This window comes from Streptomyces sp. GL_140, assembly GCF_057834465.1.
Map to the genome: position 1 here is coordinate 2,353,841 of NZ_CM174404.1, position 15,660 is coordinate 2,369,500.

At 74.3% G+C, this 15,660-nt stretch carries 16 protein-coding genes; 7 read left to right on the forward strand and 9 right to left on the reverse strand.

The genetic code is table 11. The features are described 5' to 3' along the window. Nucleotides 1-229 precede the first annotated feature (229 nt). The 7 genes from AC3IYJ_RS11035 (at nt 230) to AC3IYJ_RS11065 (ending at nt 8,400) form a co-directional block, all read left to right on the forward strand. Complete coding sequence (locus AC3IYJ_RS11035) at nt 230-1,216, forward strand: ADP-ribosylglycohydrolase family protein (protein WP_489401131.1); 987 nt, start codon at nt 230-232, stop codon at nt 1,214-1,216. After that, nucleotides 1,213-2,553 (forward strand): ADP-ribosylglycohydrolase family protein, encoded by a 1,341-nt coding sequence (locus AC3IYJ_RS11040; protein WP_489401132.1) that lies wholly within the window; start codon nt 1,213-1,215, stop codon nt 2,551-2,553. The genes AC3IYJ_RS11035 and AC3IYJ_RS11040 overlap by 4 nt, the downstream gene beginning before the upstream one ends. A gap of 64 nt (nt 2,554-2,617) precedes the next feature. Then, nucleotides 2,618-3,775 (forward strand): ADP-ribosylglycohydrolase family protein, encoded by a 1,158-nt coding sequence (locus AC3IYJ_RS11045; protein ID WP_489401133.1) that lies wholly within the window; start codon nt 2,618-2,620, stop codon nt 3,773-3,775. A gap of 170 nt (nt 3,776-3,945) precedes the next feature. Next, a complete protein-coding gene (locus AC3IYJ_RS11050; RefSeq protein WP_489402773.1) occupies nt 3,946-5,475 on the forward strand; it encodes an ADP-ribosylglycohydrolase family protein in 1,530 nt (509 codons plus the stop codon). After that, nucleotides 5,472-6,377 carry a ribokinase gene (gene rbsK / locus AC3IYJ_RS11055; RefSeq protein ID WP_489401134.1) on the forward strand — a complete coding sequence of 302 codons (906 nt, stop codon included), beginning with the start codon at nt 5,472-5,474 and terminating at the stop codon, nt 6,375-6,377. Before AC3IYJ_RS11050 ends, rbsK begins: the two co-directional genes overlap by 4 nt. After that, nucleotides 6,377-7,597 (forward strand): CaiB/BaiF CoA transferase family protein, encoded by a 1,221-nt coding sequence (locus AC3IYJ_RS11060; protein ID WP_489401135.1) that lies wholly within the window; start codon nt 6,377-6,379, stop codon nt 7,595-7,597. Before rbsK ends, AC3IYJ_RS11060 begins: the two co-directional genes overlap by 1 nt. After that, nucleotides 7,594-8,400: an HpcH/HpaI aldolase/citrate lyase family protein gene (locus AC3IYJ_RS11065; RefSeq protein WP_489401136.1), complete on the forward strand. Its 807-nt coding sequence runs from the start codon at nt 7,594-7,596 to the stop codon at nt 8,398-8,400. The genes AC3IYJ_RS11060 and AC3IYJ_RS11065 overlap by 4 nt, the downstream gene beginning before the upstream one ends. A gap of 65 nt (nt 8,401-8,465) precedes the next feature. On the opposite strand, the gene lgt is transcribed toward AC3IYJ_RS11065, so the two are convergent. The 9 genes from lgt to AC3IYJ_RS11110 form a co-directional block, all read right to left on the reverse strand. Beyond that, on the reverse strand, nt 8,466-9,458 hold the full coding sequence (lgt, locus tag AC3IYJ_RS11070) for a prolipoprotein diacylglyceryl transferase (protein WP_489401137.1): 993 nt from the start codon (nt 9,456-9,458) through the stop codon (nt 8,466-8,468). A gap of 80 nt (nt 9,459-9,538) precedes the next feature. Continuing rightward, nucleotides 9,539-10,525, reverse strand: a complete 987-nt coding sequence (locus AC3IYJ_RS11075; RefSeq protein ID WP_489401138.1) for a DsbA family protein — start codon at nt 10,523-10,525, stop codon at nt 9,539-9,541. Between the two features lie 105 nt (nt 10,526-10,630). Then, nucleotides 10,631-11,443 carry a tryptophan synthase subunit alpha gene (gene trpA, locus AC3IYJ_RS11080; RefSeq protein ID WP_489401139.1) on the reverse strand — a complete coding sequence of 271 codons (813 nt, stop codon included), beginning with the start codon at nt 11,441-11,443 and terminating at the stop codon, nt 10,631-10,633. Further along, a complete protein-coding gene (gene trpB, locus AC3IYJ_RS11085) occupies nt 11,440-12,693 on the reverse strand; it encodes a tryptophan synthase subunit beta (RefSeq protein WP_489401140.1) in 1,254 nt (417 codons plus the stop codon). Before trpB ends, trpA begins: the two co-directional genes overlap by 4 nt. A 195-nt stretch (nt 12,694-12,888) precedes the next feature. Continuing rightward, complete coding sequence (gene trpM, locus AC3IYJ_RS11090; RefSeq protein ID WP_489401141.1) at nt 12,889-13,098, reverse strand: tryptophan biosynthesis modulator TrpM; 210 nt, start codon at nt 13,096-13,098, stop codon at nt 12,889-12,891. A 9-nt stretch (nt 13,099-13,107) separates the two neighbouring features. After that, nucleotides 13,108-13,917, reverse strand: coding sequence for an indole-3-glycerol phosphate synthase TrpC (trpC, locus tag AC3IYJ_RS11095; protein WP_489401142.1), 810 nt, complete (start codon nt 13,915-13,917; stop codon nt 13,108-13,110). A gap of 162 nt (nt 13,918-14,079) precedes the next feature. Next, a complete protein-coding gene (locus AC3IYJ_RS11100) occupies nt 14,080-14,565 on the reverse strand; it encodes a DUF2752 domain-containing protein (protein WP_489401143.1) in 486 nt (161 codons plus the stop codon). Between the two features lie 68 nt (nt 14,566-14,633). Continuing rightward, on the reverse strand, nt 14,634-14,882 hold the full coding sequence (locus AC3IYJ_RS11105) for an HGxxPAAW family protein (protein WP_489401144.1): 249 nt from the start codon (nt 14,880-14,882) through the stop codon (nt 14,634-14,636). A 96-nt stretch (nt 14,883-14,978) separates the two neighbouring features. Further along, entirely contained in the window at nt 14,979-15,650 is a 672-nt protein-coding gene (locus AC3IYJ_RS11110) for a TIGR02234 family membrane protein (RefSeq protein ID WP_489401145.1), read from the reverse strand. Nucleotides 15,651-15,660: the final 10 nt, after the last annotated feature.

Sequence of the window (15,660 nt, forward strand, 5' to 3'; positions counted from 1 at the left end):
CGCGCCGCGCACGACACGCAGGCACCCACTCCCCCTGAACACCTCGAAACTACGCACGATTTTCGGCGCCCGCCAGCAAGGTAGGCCGTACTTACCTGGGGTTTTGCGGATCGGCGACCGGGTGACGAGGGTGCGAGCGGGGTGTTTCGCGACGAGCGACAAACCACATGCCATGGCACAAATCCCCCAAGGGCTCAAGATGAGTCCCATCAAGTTGGAGAGGCGCGCCATGGAGCTGATTGCATGCAATCCGCAGGTCCTCCTCGAACGGGCCCGGGGAGCTCTTCTGGGACTCGCCGTGGGTGACGCTCTGGGCGCCCCCGCGGAGAACATGAAGCCCTCGGAGATCCGTGCGAAATGGGGCCGGATCGAGGGCTTCGTCTCGGACGACCCGGCCGGCACGGACGACACCGAATACGCGATCTTCTCGGGGCTGCTGCTGGCCCGTCACGGATCGGCGCTCACCGTCGCGCACGTGGAACGCGCGTGGCACCACTGGATCGCGGACCTGGACGAGGGGCCGTTCCGCGGTGCGGGCTTCTCGGAGCGCGGCACGCTGGAGAACCTGCGCCGGGGCCTGGCCGCGCCGATCTCGGCGCAGCACCGGCACGCGTGGTCGGACGGGCTGGCGATGCGGGCCGCGCCCTTCGGGGTCTTCGCGGCGGGCCGCCCGGCCGAGGCCGCGCGCCTCGTGGCCATCGACGGCTGCGTCAGCCACGACGGCGAGGGCATCTACGGGGGCCAGGCCGTCGCGGCGGGCGTCGCGGCGGCCATGGCCGGGGGCTCCCCGGCCTCGGTGGTCTCCGCCGCCCTCTCCGTGATCCCCTCGGACTCCTGGACGGCGCGCTCCCTGCGCCGGGCGGTGACGGCCGCCCCGCGCGGCGAACGGGCGGTCCGCTCGGCGGTGGTCATCGGCGGCTACCCGTGGACGGACCTGGCTCCGGAGGCGGTGGGCCTGGCGTTCGGGGCGTTCGCCTCGTGCGGGGGCGACTTCGCCTCCTCGGTCCTGACGGCGGTCAACATGGGCCGCGACGCGGACACCACCGCGGCGGTGGCGGGCGCCCTGGCCGGAGCGATGTCCGGGGCCCCCGCCATCCCGGCCGCCTGGTCCTCGGCGATCGGCCCGGTCCGCGGCAGCTGCCTCCCCTCGATGCGCGGCTACCACGTCCTGGACATCGCGGACCTCCTCACCCCGGAAACCGAGACCGGCCGATGACCGCCTCCAGCGACCAGCCGCACCTGGGGCTCCGTACCGTCCCGGCGACGACCGCACCGCCCGCCGTCGCGTCTCCCCTCGCGCCTCCCGCCGCGCACCCCGGGGCCGTCGCGGACACGGCGCGCGCGCAGCCCCGTACCGGCCCGGTGGTGGCGCCCGCGCTCCGCGAGGACGGGCCGCGGCCCCGTACCGCCCCGGCCGCCGAGCCCCCGGCGGGGGCCCGGCGGATCGAGGGGCTGCTGCTCGGGCTCGCCGCGGGCGATGCCGCCGGGTGGCCCGCCGCGCGGCACCGGGCCAGCCGGATGCCCGAGTGGACCCGCCGTCTGACCCGCGAGCTCGACACCTTCGCCGAGCAGAACGCCACCACCACCCTCCCCGTACCCATCGCCCTGAACCAGCCCCCGGAGCCCCTGCGCCTGGGCCCGTCCGACGACGCCGAGTGGGCGGCCTTCGCCGCCGAGTCCGTGCTCACCGCCTCCGGGGTCCTGCTCAGCGACCTCTCCCGGTCCCGCCGGATGCGCGCCGCCATCGACCTCGCCTGGAACGCGCTGGCCAGCGAGGTCGCGGCGGCGGCGGAGCGGGCTCCCGAGGTGGAGTCCGCAGTGCTCCCCCTCCGGGCCCGGATCTCGGTGCGCGCCGGCCTCGGCAACCTCGCCACCGGCCTGCGCCCGCCCGCCACCGGCCACGACAACCCGCACTACTTCGACGACGCCGCCTGCATCCGCGCCTGCGTGCTCGCCGTGGTCCACCCCGGCGACCCGCACGCCGCCGCGGACCTCGCGGAGTTCGACGCCCGCTACACCCAGGACGGCGACGGGGTCCACGGCGCCCGCGCCATGGCCGCCGCCATCGCCACCGCCCTGGCCGGCGCGGACACGGACGCCGCCGTCGACGCCGCCCTCGAACAGCTTCCCGAGGCCACGGAGATCGGCCGCAACGCCCGGCACGCCGTCAAACTCGCCCGCGCGGAGCCCTCCGGCGGCGGGGCCTTCGCCATCGTCCCGCTCCTGGAACACCAGATCGTCGACCACGTCTACAGCTACGGGATCGCCGCCGCCGAAACCGTCCCCGTGGCCCTCGCCCTGGCCACCGCCGCCCGCGGCCGGGTCGGCGAAGCGGTGCCGGCCGCCGCCTGTCTGTCGCGCGTCGCGGACTCCGCCCCCGCCCTCGCCGGGGCCCTGACCGGCGTACTCGGCGGCGGCGACTCGATCCCCGCCGCCTGGCGCGAGGCCTGCCGCACCCTCTCCGGCTGCGCGCTCCCCCGCCTGGCGGGCACCGACCTCGTCGAACTCGCCTCCCTGCTCGCCCGTACGGAACTCACCTCGCCCAGACCCTGACCGCCACCCGCCGCCCACCACCGCGACCAAGTCTTCGACCCCGGCCCCAAGGAATGACCTGACCATGACGATGGACCCCACTCCCACCCTGGAGGACAGGATCACCGGCGCGCTCGTCGGCGCGGCCGTCGGCGACGCGCTCGGCGGCCCGGTGGAGGGCTGGACCCCGGAACAGATCGTGGAGCGGCACGGCGGCCGGGTGCACGGCATCGTCGGGCCGTGGCACGAGGACTGGCGCACCGCCCGGCCGATCGCCCCGTACCACAAGGGCGACGGCCACGTCACCGACGACACCCTGATGACGCACGCTCTGGTCCGGGTCTACGAGGCCGTACGGGACCACCTGGACGCGTACTCCGTCGCCGAGCACCTGGTCCCCGACCTGATGAACACCCCGCGCTGGATCCCCGAACTGGAGGCGGACGCGCTCCCCCTCCAGCGGGTGTTCCTCGCCGAGAAGTGGATCGTCACCCGGCTGCACTACGGGCACGTGGACCCGCGCGAGGCGGGCAGCGGCAACATCGTCAACTGCGGCGCGGCGATGTACGTGGCGCCGGTCGGGCTCGTCAACGCGGGCCATCCGGCCGGGGCGTACGCGGAGGCCCTGGACATCACGGGCGCGCACCAGTCCTCGTACGGGCGGGAGGCGGCGGGCGTCTTCGCGGCGGCGGTCGCGGCGGCCTGCGTGCCGGGCGCCACCGCCTCCTCCGTGGTCGAAACGGCCCTGTCCCTGGCCAAGGACGGCACCCGTGCGGCCATCGCGGCGGTCTGTGAAGTCGCGGCCCGCCACCGGGACTTCGAGTCGGCGCTGGCCCCGCTGCGGGCGGCCGTCGCCCCGTACGACTCGGTCGGCCCGGACTACCGCACGCCGTCCCTGGACGCGCGGCGGCCCTCGCGCCTGCACTCCATCGAGGAACTCCCGATCGCGCTCGGCATGCTGCTCGTCGCCGACGGGGCCTACGAGCCTTCGGTGCTCGGCGCGGTCAACTACGGCCGGGACTGCGACTCCATCGCCACCATGGCCGGTGCGATCGCGGGCGCCCTGGCGGGCGGGTCGGCGGTCCCGGAGGCCTGGGCCAAGCAGGTCGCGGAGGCCAGCCGCCTCGACCTGCACGCCCCGGCGGCGGCGCTGGCCGCGGTGACCCGGGAGGTCTTCGCCCGGGACGGTTCCCGCCGCCGGGCCCACGAGGCCGCCTTCGCCGCCCTGACGGCCTCGCGGTGAGGGCCACCTCCCCGGCGTCGCCGAGCCCGGCCGCCCCCGGCCCGGCCCCGGCGAAGTCCGCAGCCGAGGCCCCGGCTGCGGCTGCGGCCCCGGCCCGGCAGGGGCCCGAGGCCGGAGGCGGCGGCGGACCCGGTGACCACCTCCGGCTCACCTGGGTCCAGCCGGAGGACCTGGTCGGCCACGAGTTCCGCCAGGCCGCCGAGGACGGCCGTGCGGAGGCCGTCGAGCCGCTGCTGCGCGTCTGGCTGGCGGCGGGCGGCCACCTCGCTCCGCCCCGGGCGGGGGCCTCCACCGCCCCGGCCCCGCCGGAGCTCCGGGCCCTGGCGACCGACCTCCTGACGGCCCTCGCGGCACTGCCCCGCCCCGCGGCATCCGCCGGAGCCGAACCGGACCTCTGGCCCGCCATCACCGCCACCTGGCCGGCAGCCGGGCCGGCATCCGCGCCGGGGCCCGAAGGGATGTCCTCCGTCCCGCACCACCCGGGGTCCAGCGGCCTGCCCCTGGTTTCGGGAAGGGGCGGGGCGGGGGAACGACCCCCTCCCGGCACCACGGCCGAGGAGCCGCGCACCACCGCTCGCGGGCGTGGCTCCGCAGCCCCCCGCACGGAGGCGGCGCCCCACCGGCCCGCGGAGGACACCCCGCTGCGCCGCAGGCTGGAGGCCGCCTGGGTCGGCCGCGCCGTCGGGTGCGTGCTCGGCAAGCCCGTGGAGAAACTGCCGCTGCACGGGATCCGGGCGCTGGCCCGGGCCGCCGGAAACTGGCCCCTCGACGACTGGTTCACCGAACGCGGGGTACCACCGGAGGTACTCGCCGCCCACCCCTGGAACCGCCGCTCCGCCCCCACCTCCCTCGCCGAGAACATCGACGGGACCCCCGAGGACGACGACCTCAACTTCCCGCTCCTCGGCCTGCTCCTCCTCCAGCGCCACGGGAAGGGGTTCACCACCGCCGACCTGGGCCGGCTCTGGCTGGACGAGCTCCCGGCCGGCCGGACCTTCACCGCCGAGCGCGTCGCGTACCGCAACCTCCTCCAGGGGCTGGAGCCCCCGGCCACCGCCACCCACCACAACCCCTTCCGCGAGTGGATCGGAGCCCTCATCCGGGCCGACGTCCACGGCTGGACCAACCCGGGCGATCCGGCCGGCGCCGCGGCCCAGGCGTACCGGGACGCGGCCCTGACCCACACCGGCAACGGCGTCTACGCCGCCCTGTTCGTCGCCGCCGCCACCGCCGCCGCCGCCACCGGCCGGGCCGACGTGCACACCGCGCTGCGGGCCGGGCTGGCCGTCGTACCGCCCCGCTCGCGCCTCGCCGAGGCCGTCCGCTTCGGGATCGCGACCGCCGCGGCGTCGGGGGCGGACGGCTTCGACGAGGTCGTCGACCGGCTCCACGCCCGCTACGGCCACTACCACTGGGTCCATGCCATCCCCAACACCGCGCTGATCGCAGCCGCGCTCACCCACGCCGACGGGGACTTCACGCACTCCGTCTGCCGCGCGGTGTCCGGCGGCTGGGACACGGACTCCAACGGCGCCACCGCCGGCGCCCTCGCCGGACTGATCATGGGATCACCCGACAGGATCCCGATCCGCTGGACCGCCCCGCTGGGGAACCGCCTCGCCACCACCGTCCCCGGCTTCGACGGCATCGGCTTCGACGCCCTCGCCCACCTCACCGCACAGGAGGCAGCACGCTCATGACGGCCATCGCCGTGCTCGGCAGTACCAACATGGACCTCGTCGCCTACGTCTCCAAGGCCCCCCGCCTCGGCGAGACCGTCACCGGCCGCGCGTTCCGCACCGTCCCCGGCGGCAAGGGAGCCAACCAGGCCGTCGCCGCCGCCCGCGCCGGGGCGGAGGTGGTGATGATCGGGGCGGTCGGGGCGGACGAGTTCGGCGTACGGCTGCGCTCCGCGCTCGCCGCGGCCGGGGTGGAAACCGCGGCCCTGCGCACCGTCGAAGGGCCCAGCGGGACCGCGCACATCATCGTGGACGACGAGGGCGGCAACAGCATCGTCGTCATCCCCGGCGCCAACGCCCAGGTCACCGCCCTGGAACCGGGCGACGCCTCCCGCATCGGCGCCGCCGGCTCCCTGCTCCTCCAGCTCGAACTCCCCCTGGAGGCCGTGCTCGAAGGCGCCCTCGCGGCCCGCGCCCAGGGCGTGCGGACGATCCTCACCCCGGCCCCGGCCCAGCCGCTGCCGTCCGAACTCCTCGCCGCCACCGATCTGCTGGTGCCCAACGAGCACGAGGCCGCCGCCCTCACCGGCCTCACCGATCCGTACCTGGCCGCCGCCGCCCTGCTAGACGACGTGCCCGAGGTGGTCGTCACGCTCGGCGCCGCCGGGGCCCTGTACGCCGCCCGCGGCCGCGAGCCACGAGCCGTGTCCGCGCCCCGGGTGCGGGCGGTGGACACCACCGCCGCCGGGGACACCTTCGTCGGCGCGCTCGCCGTGGGCCTCGACGAGGGCCGCGCGATGCCGAGCGCGATCGCCTGGGCCTCGTGCGCCGCCGCGCTGTCCGTCCAGCGCCCGGGGGCCCAAGATTCGATGCCGACCCGCGCCGAGATCATCGCGTTCGCCGCCGGGCAGGGCATCCGCTGATGACCGAGACCCGCGCCCCGGCGGCCCGACCCGGCTCCGCGCCCCTGCAGGGGCTCCGCGTCCTCGACCTCGCCACCCTCTTCGCCGGCCCCCTCGCGGCCACCCTCCTCGGCGACTTCGGTGCCGAGGTGGTCAAGGTCGAGCATCCGCGCCGCCCCGACCCCTCCCGCGGCCACGGCCCCTCCAAGGACGGCATCGGCCTGTGGTGGAAGCTGCTCGGCCGGAACAAGCGGACGATGACCCTCGATCTGTCCACGCCCGGCGGCCGGGACACCCTGCTGCGGCTGGCCGCCACCGCCGACGTGATCATCGAGAACTTCCGCCCCGGCACCCTGGAGCGCTGGGGCCTGGGCTGGCCCGCGCTGTCCGCCGCCAACCCGCGGCTGATCCTGACCCGGGTGACGGCCTTCGGCCAGGAGGGCCCGTACGCCCACCGGCCCGGCTTCGGCACCCTCGCGGAGGCGATGAGCGGGTTCGCCGCGATCACCGGAGAGCCGGAGGGCCCGCCGACCCTGCCGCCCTTCGGACTCGCGGACTCGATCGCCGCGCTGACCACCGCGTACGCCGTGATGACGGCGCTCGCCGGCCGCGACCGGACCGGGCACGGGCAGGTGGTGGACCTGGCGATCATCGAGCCGATCCTGACCGTGCTGGGCCCGCACCCGCTCTGGTACGACCAGCTCGGCTACGTCCAGCCGCGCACCGGGAACCGTTCCACCAACAACGCCCCCCGCAACACGTACCGCAGCGCGGACGGGCGCTGGCTGGCGGTCTCCACCTCCGCCCAGTCCATCGCCGAGCGCGTGATGCGGCTCGTCGGCCGGCCCGAGCTGATCCGCGAGCCCTGGTTCGCCACCGGCTCCGGGCGGGCCGAGCACGCGCACCTCCTCGACGAGGCGGTCGGCGGCTGGATCGCCCGCCACAAGGCGGACGAGGTGACGGCGGCCTTCGAGGAGGCCGAGGCCGCGGTCGCCCTGGTCTACGACGTACGGGACGTCATGGCCGATCCGCAGTACGCGGCCCTGGACACGGTCACCGAGGTCGAGGACCCCGAACTCGGCCCGATCCGCATGCAGAACGTCCTCTTCCGCCTCTCCGAGACCCCCGGCGCGATCCGCTGGGCGGGCCGTCCGCACGGCGCGGACACCGAGGCCGTCCTCACCGAACTCGGCCTCACCGAAGCCGAGATCGCCGAGCTCCGCACCGAAGGTGCCCTGTGATCCTGACCTGGCTCTACGTACCGGGCGACCGCCCGGAAGTCGTCACCAAGGCCCTGTGCGCCGGTGCCGACGCCGTCATCGTCGACTTGGAGGACGCGGTGTCGGCCTCCCGCAAGGAGTACGCCCGCGCCGCCACCGCCGAACTCCTAGGCGCCCGCCACCAGGTCCCGGTCCACGTCCGCGTCAACGCCCTGGACTCCCCCTGGGGAGGCGCCGACCTCACCGCCCTCGGCGGGCTGCACGGCCTCGCCGGACTGCGGCTGCCCAAGATCTCCGCGCCCGAGCAGATCGTGGGCGTCGCCGAACGCACCGGCGGGGTGGCCCTGTACGCCCTGCTGGAGTCGGCGGTCGGCGTGGAACGGGCCTACGAGATCGCCCGCGCGCACCCCGCCCTGCGCGGGCTGTCCCTGGGCGAGGCCGATCTGCGCGCGGACCTCGGGATCACCGCCGAGGCGGGCCTGGACTGGCCTCGCTCCCGGGTGGTGGTGGCGGCCCGCGCGGCCGGTCTCGCGCCGCCCGCCCAGTCCGTGTTCCCCGACATCCGGGACCTGGAGGCGCTGGCCGTCTCCTGCGCCCGGGGCCGCTCGCTGGGCTTCCTGGGCCGCGCGGCGATCCACCCGCGCCAGCTCCCGGTGATCGCGCGGGCCTACCTGCCCGGTCCGGAGGAGGTCACGGCGGCCGAGGAGATCGTGGCGGCGGCCCGCCGCACCCCGGGCGCGGTGGCCCTGGCCGACGGCCGCTTCGTGGACCCGGCGATGCTGGCGGGCGCGGAGCGGGTGGTGGCCCTCGGGCTGCGCCGCTGAACGGGAAACGGGAGGGGCGCCGCGCGATGTGCGCGGCGCCCCTCCCGTTTCGACCGGAATCCCGGTCAGAGCTTCTTGGCTTCGGGGGCCTCGGCCTTGGCCTCGGCGTCGGCGTCGGCCTTGTCCTCGGGTTCGGCCGCGTCCTTCGGCTCGGCCTCGGCCTTGCCGAGCTCCACCTTGGCCTCGCCGTCCTTGACCTCCGCGGGGGCGTCCCCGTCCTTGGCGCCGGCCACGGCGTCTGCGTCGGTGTCCGGCTCCACGATCTCCTCGCGGCCCGGCCGCAGCTTCGCCGAGAGCACCAGGTAGACCACGGCGAGGACGAAGACCACGATCGAGGTCCACACGTTGAGCCGCAGGCCCAGGACGTGGTGGGCCTCGTCGACCCGCATGTATTCGATCCAGCTCCGCCCGACGCAGTACGCGGCCACGTACAGCGCGAACGCCCGGCCGTGCCCGAGCTTGAAGCGGCGGTCGGCCCAGATCACCAGGAGGGCGACGCCGACGCACCAGAGCGACTCGTAGAGGAAGGTCGGGTGGTAGGTCCCGGCGACCCGGTTCGGGCCGTCGGAGATCTCCACCGCCCAGGGCAGGTCGGTGGCGCGACCGTACAGCTCCTGGTTGAACCAGTTGCCCCAGCGCCCGCAGGCCTGGGCCAGCGCGATCCCGGGGGCCAGGGCGTCCGCCCAGGCGGGCAGCGGGATGCCGCGCAGCCGACAGCCGATCCAGGCGCCGACCGCGCCCAGCGCGATCGCACCCCAGATGCCGAGGCCGCCCTGCCAGATCTTGAAGGCGTCGACCCAGTCGCGGCCTTCACCGAAGTAGAGCTGGTAGTCGGTGATCACGTGGTAGAGGCGACCGCCGACCAGGCCGAACGGGACCGCCCACACGGCGATGTCCGCGACCGTGCCCGGCTTTCCGCCGCGGGCGACCCAGCGCTTGTTGCCGAGCCAGACGGCGACGAAGACGCCGATGATGATGCAGAACGCGTAGCCGCGCAGCGGGATCGGTCCGAGATGGAGCACGCCCGTCGACGGACTGGGAATGAAGGCAAGGTTCATGGCAAGACCCGACGCTACCTTGCCGGACGGTGCGGACCACAACCCGTCCGGCAAGCTGCTGCCGAATCGAGACGGGTGTCTCAGTCGTCCGAGGCCGCCTTCGTGGACGTAGAGGACGTAGTGGACGTGCCGCCCGACGAGGAGGTACCCGACCCCGTCTTCGATCCCGACCGGGCCGCGGCCGTGCCCGAGGGGGAGGCCGAGCGGGCCGAGGAGGCCTGGGACGGCGACGGCGACGCGGACTGCGAGGGGGATCCGGACGACTTGGCGGCCCCCGGGCCGCCCTTGCCGGCCGCCTCCACCTTCTCCTTGAGCTTCTGCGGGGTCAGCGGGTTGGCCTGGTCCGCGAAGATGTCCTTGCCGTCGAGCAGCACGGTCGGGGTGCCGCGGAACTTGCCCGCGCGGAAGGCGTCCTGCGACTTCTTCACCCAGCTGTCGTGCGTGCCGTCCTGCACGCACGTGCGGAACTCCGGGGTGTCCAGCCCCTCCACCTTGGCGGCCAGCTCCAGGAGCTTGGCGTTCTTGCCGTAGGCGTCGTTGGTTTCCTCCGGCTGGTTCTCGAAGAGCAGGTCGTGGTACGGCGAGAACTTGCCCCCGTCCTGCGCGCAGGCCGCCGCGTTGGCGCTCCTGAGGGAGCCGGTGCCGCCCATGTTCCCGTCGATCAGGGTCACCAGGTGGTATTCGACCTTGAGCAGACCCTTGGCCTCCAGGTCGTGGACGGTGTCCCGGTAGTTGGTCTCGAAGGCCTTGCAGGCCGGGCAGCGGAAGTCCTCCCACACGGTCAGCGTGGAAGGGGCCTCGGGCTTGCCGGCCTGGATGGCGAGCGCGTCCTTGCCGGTCGCCCCGGAGGGGGCGACCAGGGGGCCGCCCTTCGCGGACGAGCCGCCCTTGCCGGTGTTCGCCGCGATCAGGCCGACGACGGCCGCGAGACCTAGTACGCCGACCACCGCCGCCGACACCACGAGGGTGCGCCTGCGCTTGTCCTTGGCCTTCTGCCGCTCGCGCTCCGCCTGGAGTCGCTCACGGGCCGATCGTTTCGTCGCGTCGCGGTTCGCACCGTCGTTCATGTCACTCACGTTCCGCCAAACGAAGCAGGGAGGCACTCTCGTGCCTCCCTGCCCCTACTTCCACCCGATCGGGCTACAGAACCCCGTCCTGCGGCCCGTCCGGCGTCAGCTTCTGCGTACGCCTTCGGCGAGCTCGCCCGCCAGCGCCCGTACGGCGTCCAGCCCGGCCGCCAGGTCCGGCGCGTCCAGCAGCAGCTTCACGAAGGCCGAGCCGACGATCACCCCGTCGGCGAAGGCGGCCACTTCCTTGGCCTGAACGGCGTTGGAGACGCCCAGACCGACGCAGACCGGGAGCTCGCTGGTGGCGCGGGTACGGCGGACGAGGTCCTCGGCCTGGTTGCCGACCGACTCGCGGGTGCCGGTGACACCCATGAGCGAAGCGGCGTAGACGAAGCCGGAACCGGCCGCCGTGATGGTGGCCAGGCGCTCGTCCTTGCTGCTGGGGGCCACGACGAAGACGGTCGCGAGACCGTGCTTGGCCGCGTGCTCGCGCCACAGCGCGGACTCCTGGACCGGCAGGTCGGGCAGGATGCAGCCCGCGCCGCCGGCCGCGGCGAGCTCCGCGGTGAACCGCTCGACGCCGTAGCGGTCGATGGGGTTCCAGTACGTCATGACCAGGATCGGGGCGCCCGTGGCCTCGTGCGCCTCGCGGACGGTCCGCAGGGTGTCCGCGATCTTGACCCCGCCGCGCAGGGCGATGTCGTCGGCGGTCTGGATGATGGCGCCGTCCAGGACCGGGTCGCTGTGCGGGAGGCCGATCTCGACCACGTCCGCGCCGCCCGCGATGACGGCCTTGACGGCCTCGATGGCCCCGTCCACGGTCGGGAAGCCCGCCGGGAGGTAGGCGACGAGGGCCGCGCGGTCCTCGGCCTTCGCCTTGGCGAGGGTGGCCGAGAGGAGTTCGATGTTGCCGCTCACTTGGTCTCCCCCTCGGAGGCGTCGTACAGGTTGAAGTAGCGGGCGGCGGTGTCCATGTCCTTGTCGCCGCGGCCGGACAGGTTGACGACGAGCAGCCCGTCCTTGCCGAGCTCCTTGCCGAGGTCCAGCGCGCCCGCGAGGGCGTGCGCCGACTCGATGGCCGGGATGATGCCCTCGGTGCGCGAGAGCAGCCGCAGGGCCTGCATCGCCTGGTCGTCGGTGACCGCGCGGTACTCGGCGCGGCCCGCGTCCTTGAGGTAGGAGTGCTCCGGGCCGATGCCCGGGTAGTCCAGACCGGCCGAGATGGAGTACGGCTCGGTGATCTGGCCCTCCTCGTCCTGCAGGACGTAGGAGCGGGAGCCGTGCAGGATGCCGGGCTCGCCCGCGGTCAGGGTGGCCGCGTGCTCGCCGGTCTCCACGCCGTGCCCTGCGGGCTCGAAGCCGACCAGGCGGACGCCGGCGTCCGGGATGAAGGCGTGGAAGAGGCCGATGGCGTTGGAGCCGCCGCCGACGCAGGCCGCGACGGCGTCGGGCAGCCGTCCGGCGCGCTCCAGGATCTGGCGGCGGGCCTCGACGCCGATGACGCGGTGGAAGTCGCGGACCATGGCCGGGAAGGGGTGGGGGCCGGCGACCGTACCGAAGAGGTAGTGGGTGCGGTCCACGTTGGCGACCCAGTCTCGGAACGCCTCGTTGATGGCGTCCTTGAGGGTGCGCGAGCCCGACTTCACGGCGATGACCTCGGCGCCCAGCATGCGCATGCGGGCCACGTTGAGGGCCTGGCGCTGGGTGTCGATCTCGCCCATGTAGATGGTGCATTCGAGGCCGAAGAGGGCGCAGGCGGTGGCGGTGGCCACGCCGTGCTGCCCGGCGCCGGTCTCGGCGATGACGCGGGTCTTGCCCATGCGCTTGGTGAGCAGCGCCTGGCCCAGCACGTTGTTGATCTTGTGCGAGCCGGTGTGGTTCAGGTCCTCGCGCTTGAGGAAGATCCGCGCGCCCCCGGCGTGCTCGGCGAACCGGGGCACCTCGGTCAGGGAGCTGGGGCGGCCGGTGTAGTTGACCATCAGGTCGTTGAGCTCGGCCGCGAAGGCCGGGTCGCTCTTGGCCTTGTCGTACTCGACGGCGACCTCGTCCACGGCGGCGACGAGCGCCTCCGGGATGAACTTGCCGCCGAAGTCGCCGAAATAGCCCTCGGCGTTGGGGATGTGACCCTCGGGGTCCGGAATGAAGAACTCACTGGTGACGCTGGACATGCCCAGGTACTCCTACGGGTGCGACGCGGATGTCTTCACCGTATTGCGCCGCCCGCCCGCGACGACCACACCCCGCTGGGGCGTGTGCGTGCGGTACGGGGCGGCCCGCCCCCGGAGCCGGCGGCTCGGGCGGCAGGCCGTACGGGTACGCCTACGGGCGCGGTGTACGGGTACACCACGGCCGGGGCGGCCTCGTTACGACGCGTCCGGGGTACGCCATCGCATGCCGTTGACCTGACCGGGCTCGGAGCCGATCACGTACCGGACCCGCCGCCCGTGCACGCGCCGGGCCGGGGCGCGGCAGCCGCGGGGGCGGCAGCCGCGCGCCAGGGGCGCGTGCGCCGTCGGCACGCAGGCCGGGCAGGAGCCGGGCCGGGTGCGGACGAAGGGGCGGTCGTGGGCCATGGGGACGGGTCAGCTCCGCCCGTGGCGCAGGGCGGGGTGGGCTCCGGCGGCGACGAGATCGGCCACGGCCGACCTCGGGTCGCGGCCGGTCACCAGGGACTCGCCCACGAGGACGGCGTCGGCCCCCTCGTTGGCGTAGGCGATCAGGTCGTGCGGCCCGCGGACGCCGGACTCGGCGACCTTGACGATGTGGGCCGGGATCTCGCCGACGATGCGCTCGAAAGTGGAGCGGTCGACCTTGAGGTCCTTCAGGTTGCGGGCGTTGACGCCGATGATCCTTGCGCCTGCCGCGACCGCACGCTCGATCTCCTCCTCGTCGTGGACCTCGACGAGCGGGGTGAGTCCGATGGACTCGGCACGCTCGATGAGGGAGACGAGGGCCTCCTGCTCCAGGGCCGCGACGATCAGCAGCACGAGGTCGGCGCCGTAGGCGCGGGCCTCCCACAGCTGGTACGCCGTGACGATGAAGTCCTTGCGCAGGATCGGGATGTCCACGCGGGCGCGGACGGCCTCCAGGTCGGCCAGCGAGCCACCGAAACGACGCTGCTCGGTGAGGACGGAAATGACCGCCGCACCGCCCGCTTCGTAGTCGGCGGCGAGCCCGGCCGGATCGGCGATGGCGGCCAGCGCGCCCTTGGACGGGCTGGAGCGCTTGACCTCGCAGATCACCTTGACGCTGTCACCGCGCAGGGCAGCGACGCCGTCCTTGGCCTGGGGCGCCTTGGCGGCACGCTCCTTGAGCTCGTCGAGGCTGACGCGTGCCTGCCGTTCGGCAAGGTCTTCGCGGACCCCTTCGATGATCTCGTCGAGCACACTCACGCGAGCGGCCCCCTTCCGGGTCGATGGCGGTCGGCCGCCTTGCGGACACGTACAACCGCAAGGTCAGCAGTTCAAATGGTATCCGCAGGACGCCTTGCCCTCCGCACACGGTTGACGGCGTCCCATTAAATGGACATGGGGAATCTTTGCTTCATCGATACCTCAGGGCGCCAGGAAGGAGCCCGCGGGCAGGTTCCGCAGCACCGAGAAGACCAGTGCCACCAGTCCGATCCCCCACCAGTACACCGGCTTCATGACCAGCCTCGGGGCCCGTCCGCCGCGGTACGCGCGGACCAGCCACAGCAGCATGAAACCCGCGAAGGCGAAGTAGCCGACCACCGCCAGGGCGTTCGCCCCGAGGGCGGTCACGAGATCGCCGTGGGCGAACGCGTGCGCGCTGCGCAGTCCCCCGCAGCCGGGGCAGAGCACGCCGGTCAGCCGGAACAGCGGACAGACCGGGTAGTGGCCCGGTTCGTACGGGTTCACCGTGCCCACGTACGCGAGGGCCGCGGTGGCGGTGGCCAGCGTGAGCGCCGGTGAGGCCAGCCGCCGGGACCGGGACGCGGGACCGGCCGCGGCGGCGGGCGCCGCGGACGGCGTGCGTTCTGGGGTGCGAGAGGCGTCCACCTGCTGATTCTCTCCGCTCATGACAAAAGGCGCAGCCCGACAGGGCCGCGCCTTTCGAAGTCGGTGGCCCTGCTCGGCCCCGGCTCGCCTCAGACCTTGGCCAGGCGGTTGGCGGCGATGACCTCGGAGAGGTCCTTGTGGGTGGCCTTCGGCGCACCCATGCCCGCGGCCTTCATGGCCAGACCCACGACACCGCCGAGCGCGACGACGACGAGGCCGGCCCAGAAGCCCAGCGGGTTCGCCAGCACCATGAAGGCGCCGGAGACGCAGAAACCGATGAAGGCGATGATGACACCGGTCCAGGCGGCCGGGGTGTGTCCGTGGCTAGTGCCCGCCATGAGTTGCTCCTCGTACTCGGGTGTGCTCTGTCGCACGCCGCACGTGCTGTGTCGAACGCTCGGTGCTCATTGTCCCGCACCGGAAGGCCGCGCGGTTCAGGGGGTCCCGGTCGGGTCCTCGCCCCGGTCCAGAGCCTTCCACAGGTCCTCGGGCCGGTCCGGGTCCACCACGGGCGCCCTACGGGGCTTCGCGCTGCCGTCGCGCTCGTAGCGGCCGCCCATCGCGGGCCAGGCGCGCCCGAAGCGCAGGGCGAGCAGCCCCGCCACCAGGATCAGCGCCGCGCCGCCCGCCGTCACGTAGGGCCAGGCCGTATGGGTCAGGCCGGCCACCTGGGCCGCGGTGTCCGCCGTCGTACGGGCGGCCTCCGCGTCCAGGGCGCGCCGGCCGTCGGCGTTGACCAGCGCGGCCGCCGCCGCGCCCAGGCCGCTCAGGGCGAGCAGCGCCGACACCAGCAGCCGGCTCCTGCCGCGGACGGCGAAGACGGCGACCAGGGCGGCGAGGCCCACTATGGCCAGGGCGGCCGGCAGTCCGGTGACGCTCTGGCCGTCCGCGCTCAGCGGCAGCGAGCCGCCGCCGAAGGCGGCCGTGCCCCGTGCCCACACCCGCCCGGAGGCGAGCAGGACCACGGTGGCACCGAGGGTGCCGAGCAGCAGGGCGACGGCCACGCTGCGGCGGCCTGGGCCGCGGCCCTCCGGGACGGGTTCGGACCCGGGGTCGGTGGCGGCGCGGTCGGTTCGGGGTGGGGGTACGGCACTCACGCCCCCCACTATCCCCTAC

Coding starts and splice junctions, on each gene's coding strand:
- AC3IYJ_RS11105 (WP_489401144.1), bottom strand. CDS start 14,882: ATGGCGGGCACTAGCCACGGACACACCCCGGCCGCCTGGACCGGTGTC.
- AC3IYJ_RS11035 (WP_489401131.1), top strand. CDS start 230: ATGGAGCTGATTGCATGCAATCCGCAGGTCCTCCTCGAACGGGCCCGG.
- AC3IYJ_RS11060 (WP_489401135.1), top strand. CDS start 6,377: ATGACCGAGACCCGCGCCCCGGCGGCCCGACCCGGCTCCGCGCCCCTG.
- AC3IYJ_RS11045 (WP_489401133.1), top strand. CDS start 2,618: ATGACGATGGACCCCACTCCCACCCTGGAGGACAGGATCACCGGCGCG.
- AC3IYJ_RS11040 (WP_489401132.1), top strand. CDS start 1,213: ATGACCGCCTCCAGCGACCAGCCGCACCTGGGGCTCCGTACCGTCCCG.
- rbsK (WP_489401134.1), top strand. CDS start 5,472: ATGACGGCCATCGCCGTGCTCGGCAGTACCAACATGGACCTCGTCGCC.
- trpB (WP_489401140.1), bottom strand. CDS start 12,693: ATGTCCAGCGTCACCAGTGAGTTCTTCATTCCGGACCCCGAGGGTCAC.
- AC3IYJ_RS11100 (WP_489401143.1), bottom strand. CDS start 14,565: ATGAGCGGAGAGAATCAGCAGGTGGACGCCTCTCGCACCCCAGAACGC.
- AC3IYJ_RS11075 (WP_489401138.1), bottom strand. CDS start 10,525: ATGAACGACGGTGCGAACCGCGACGCGACGAAACGATCGGCCCGTGAG.
- lgt (WP_489401137.1), bottom strand. CDS start 9,458: ATGAACCTTGCCTTCATTCCCAGTCCGTCGACGGGCGTGCTCCATCTC.
- trpM (WP_489401141.1), bottom strand. CDS start 13,098: ATGGCCCACGACCGCCCCTTCGTCCGCACCCGGCCCGGCTCCTGCCCG.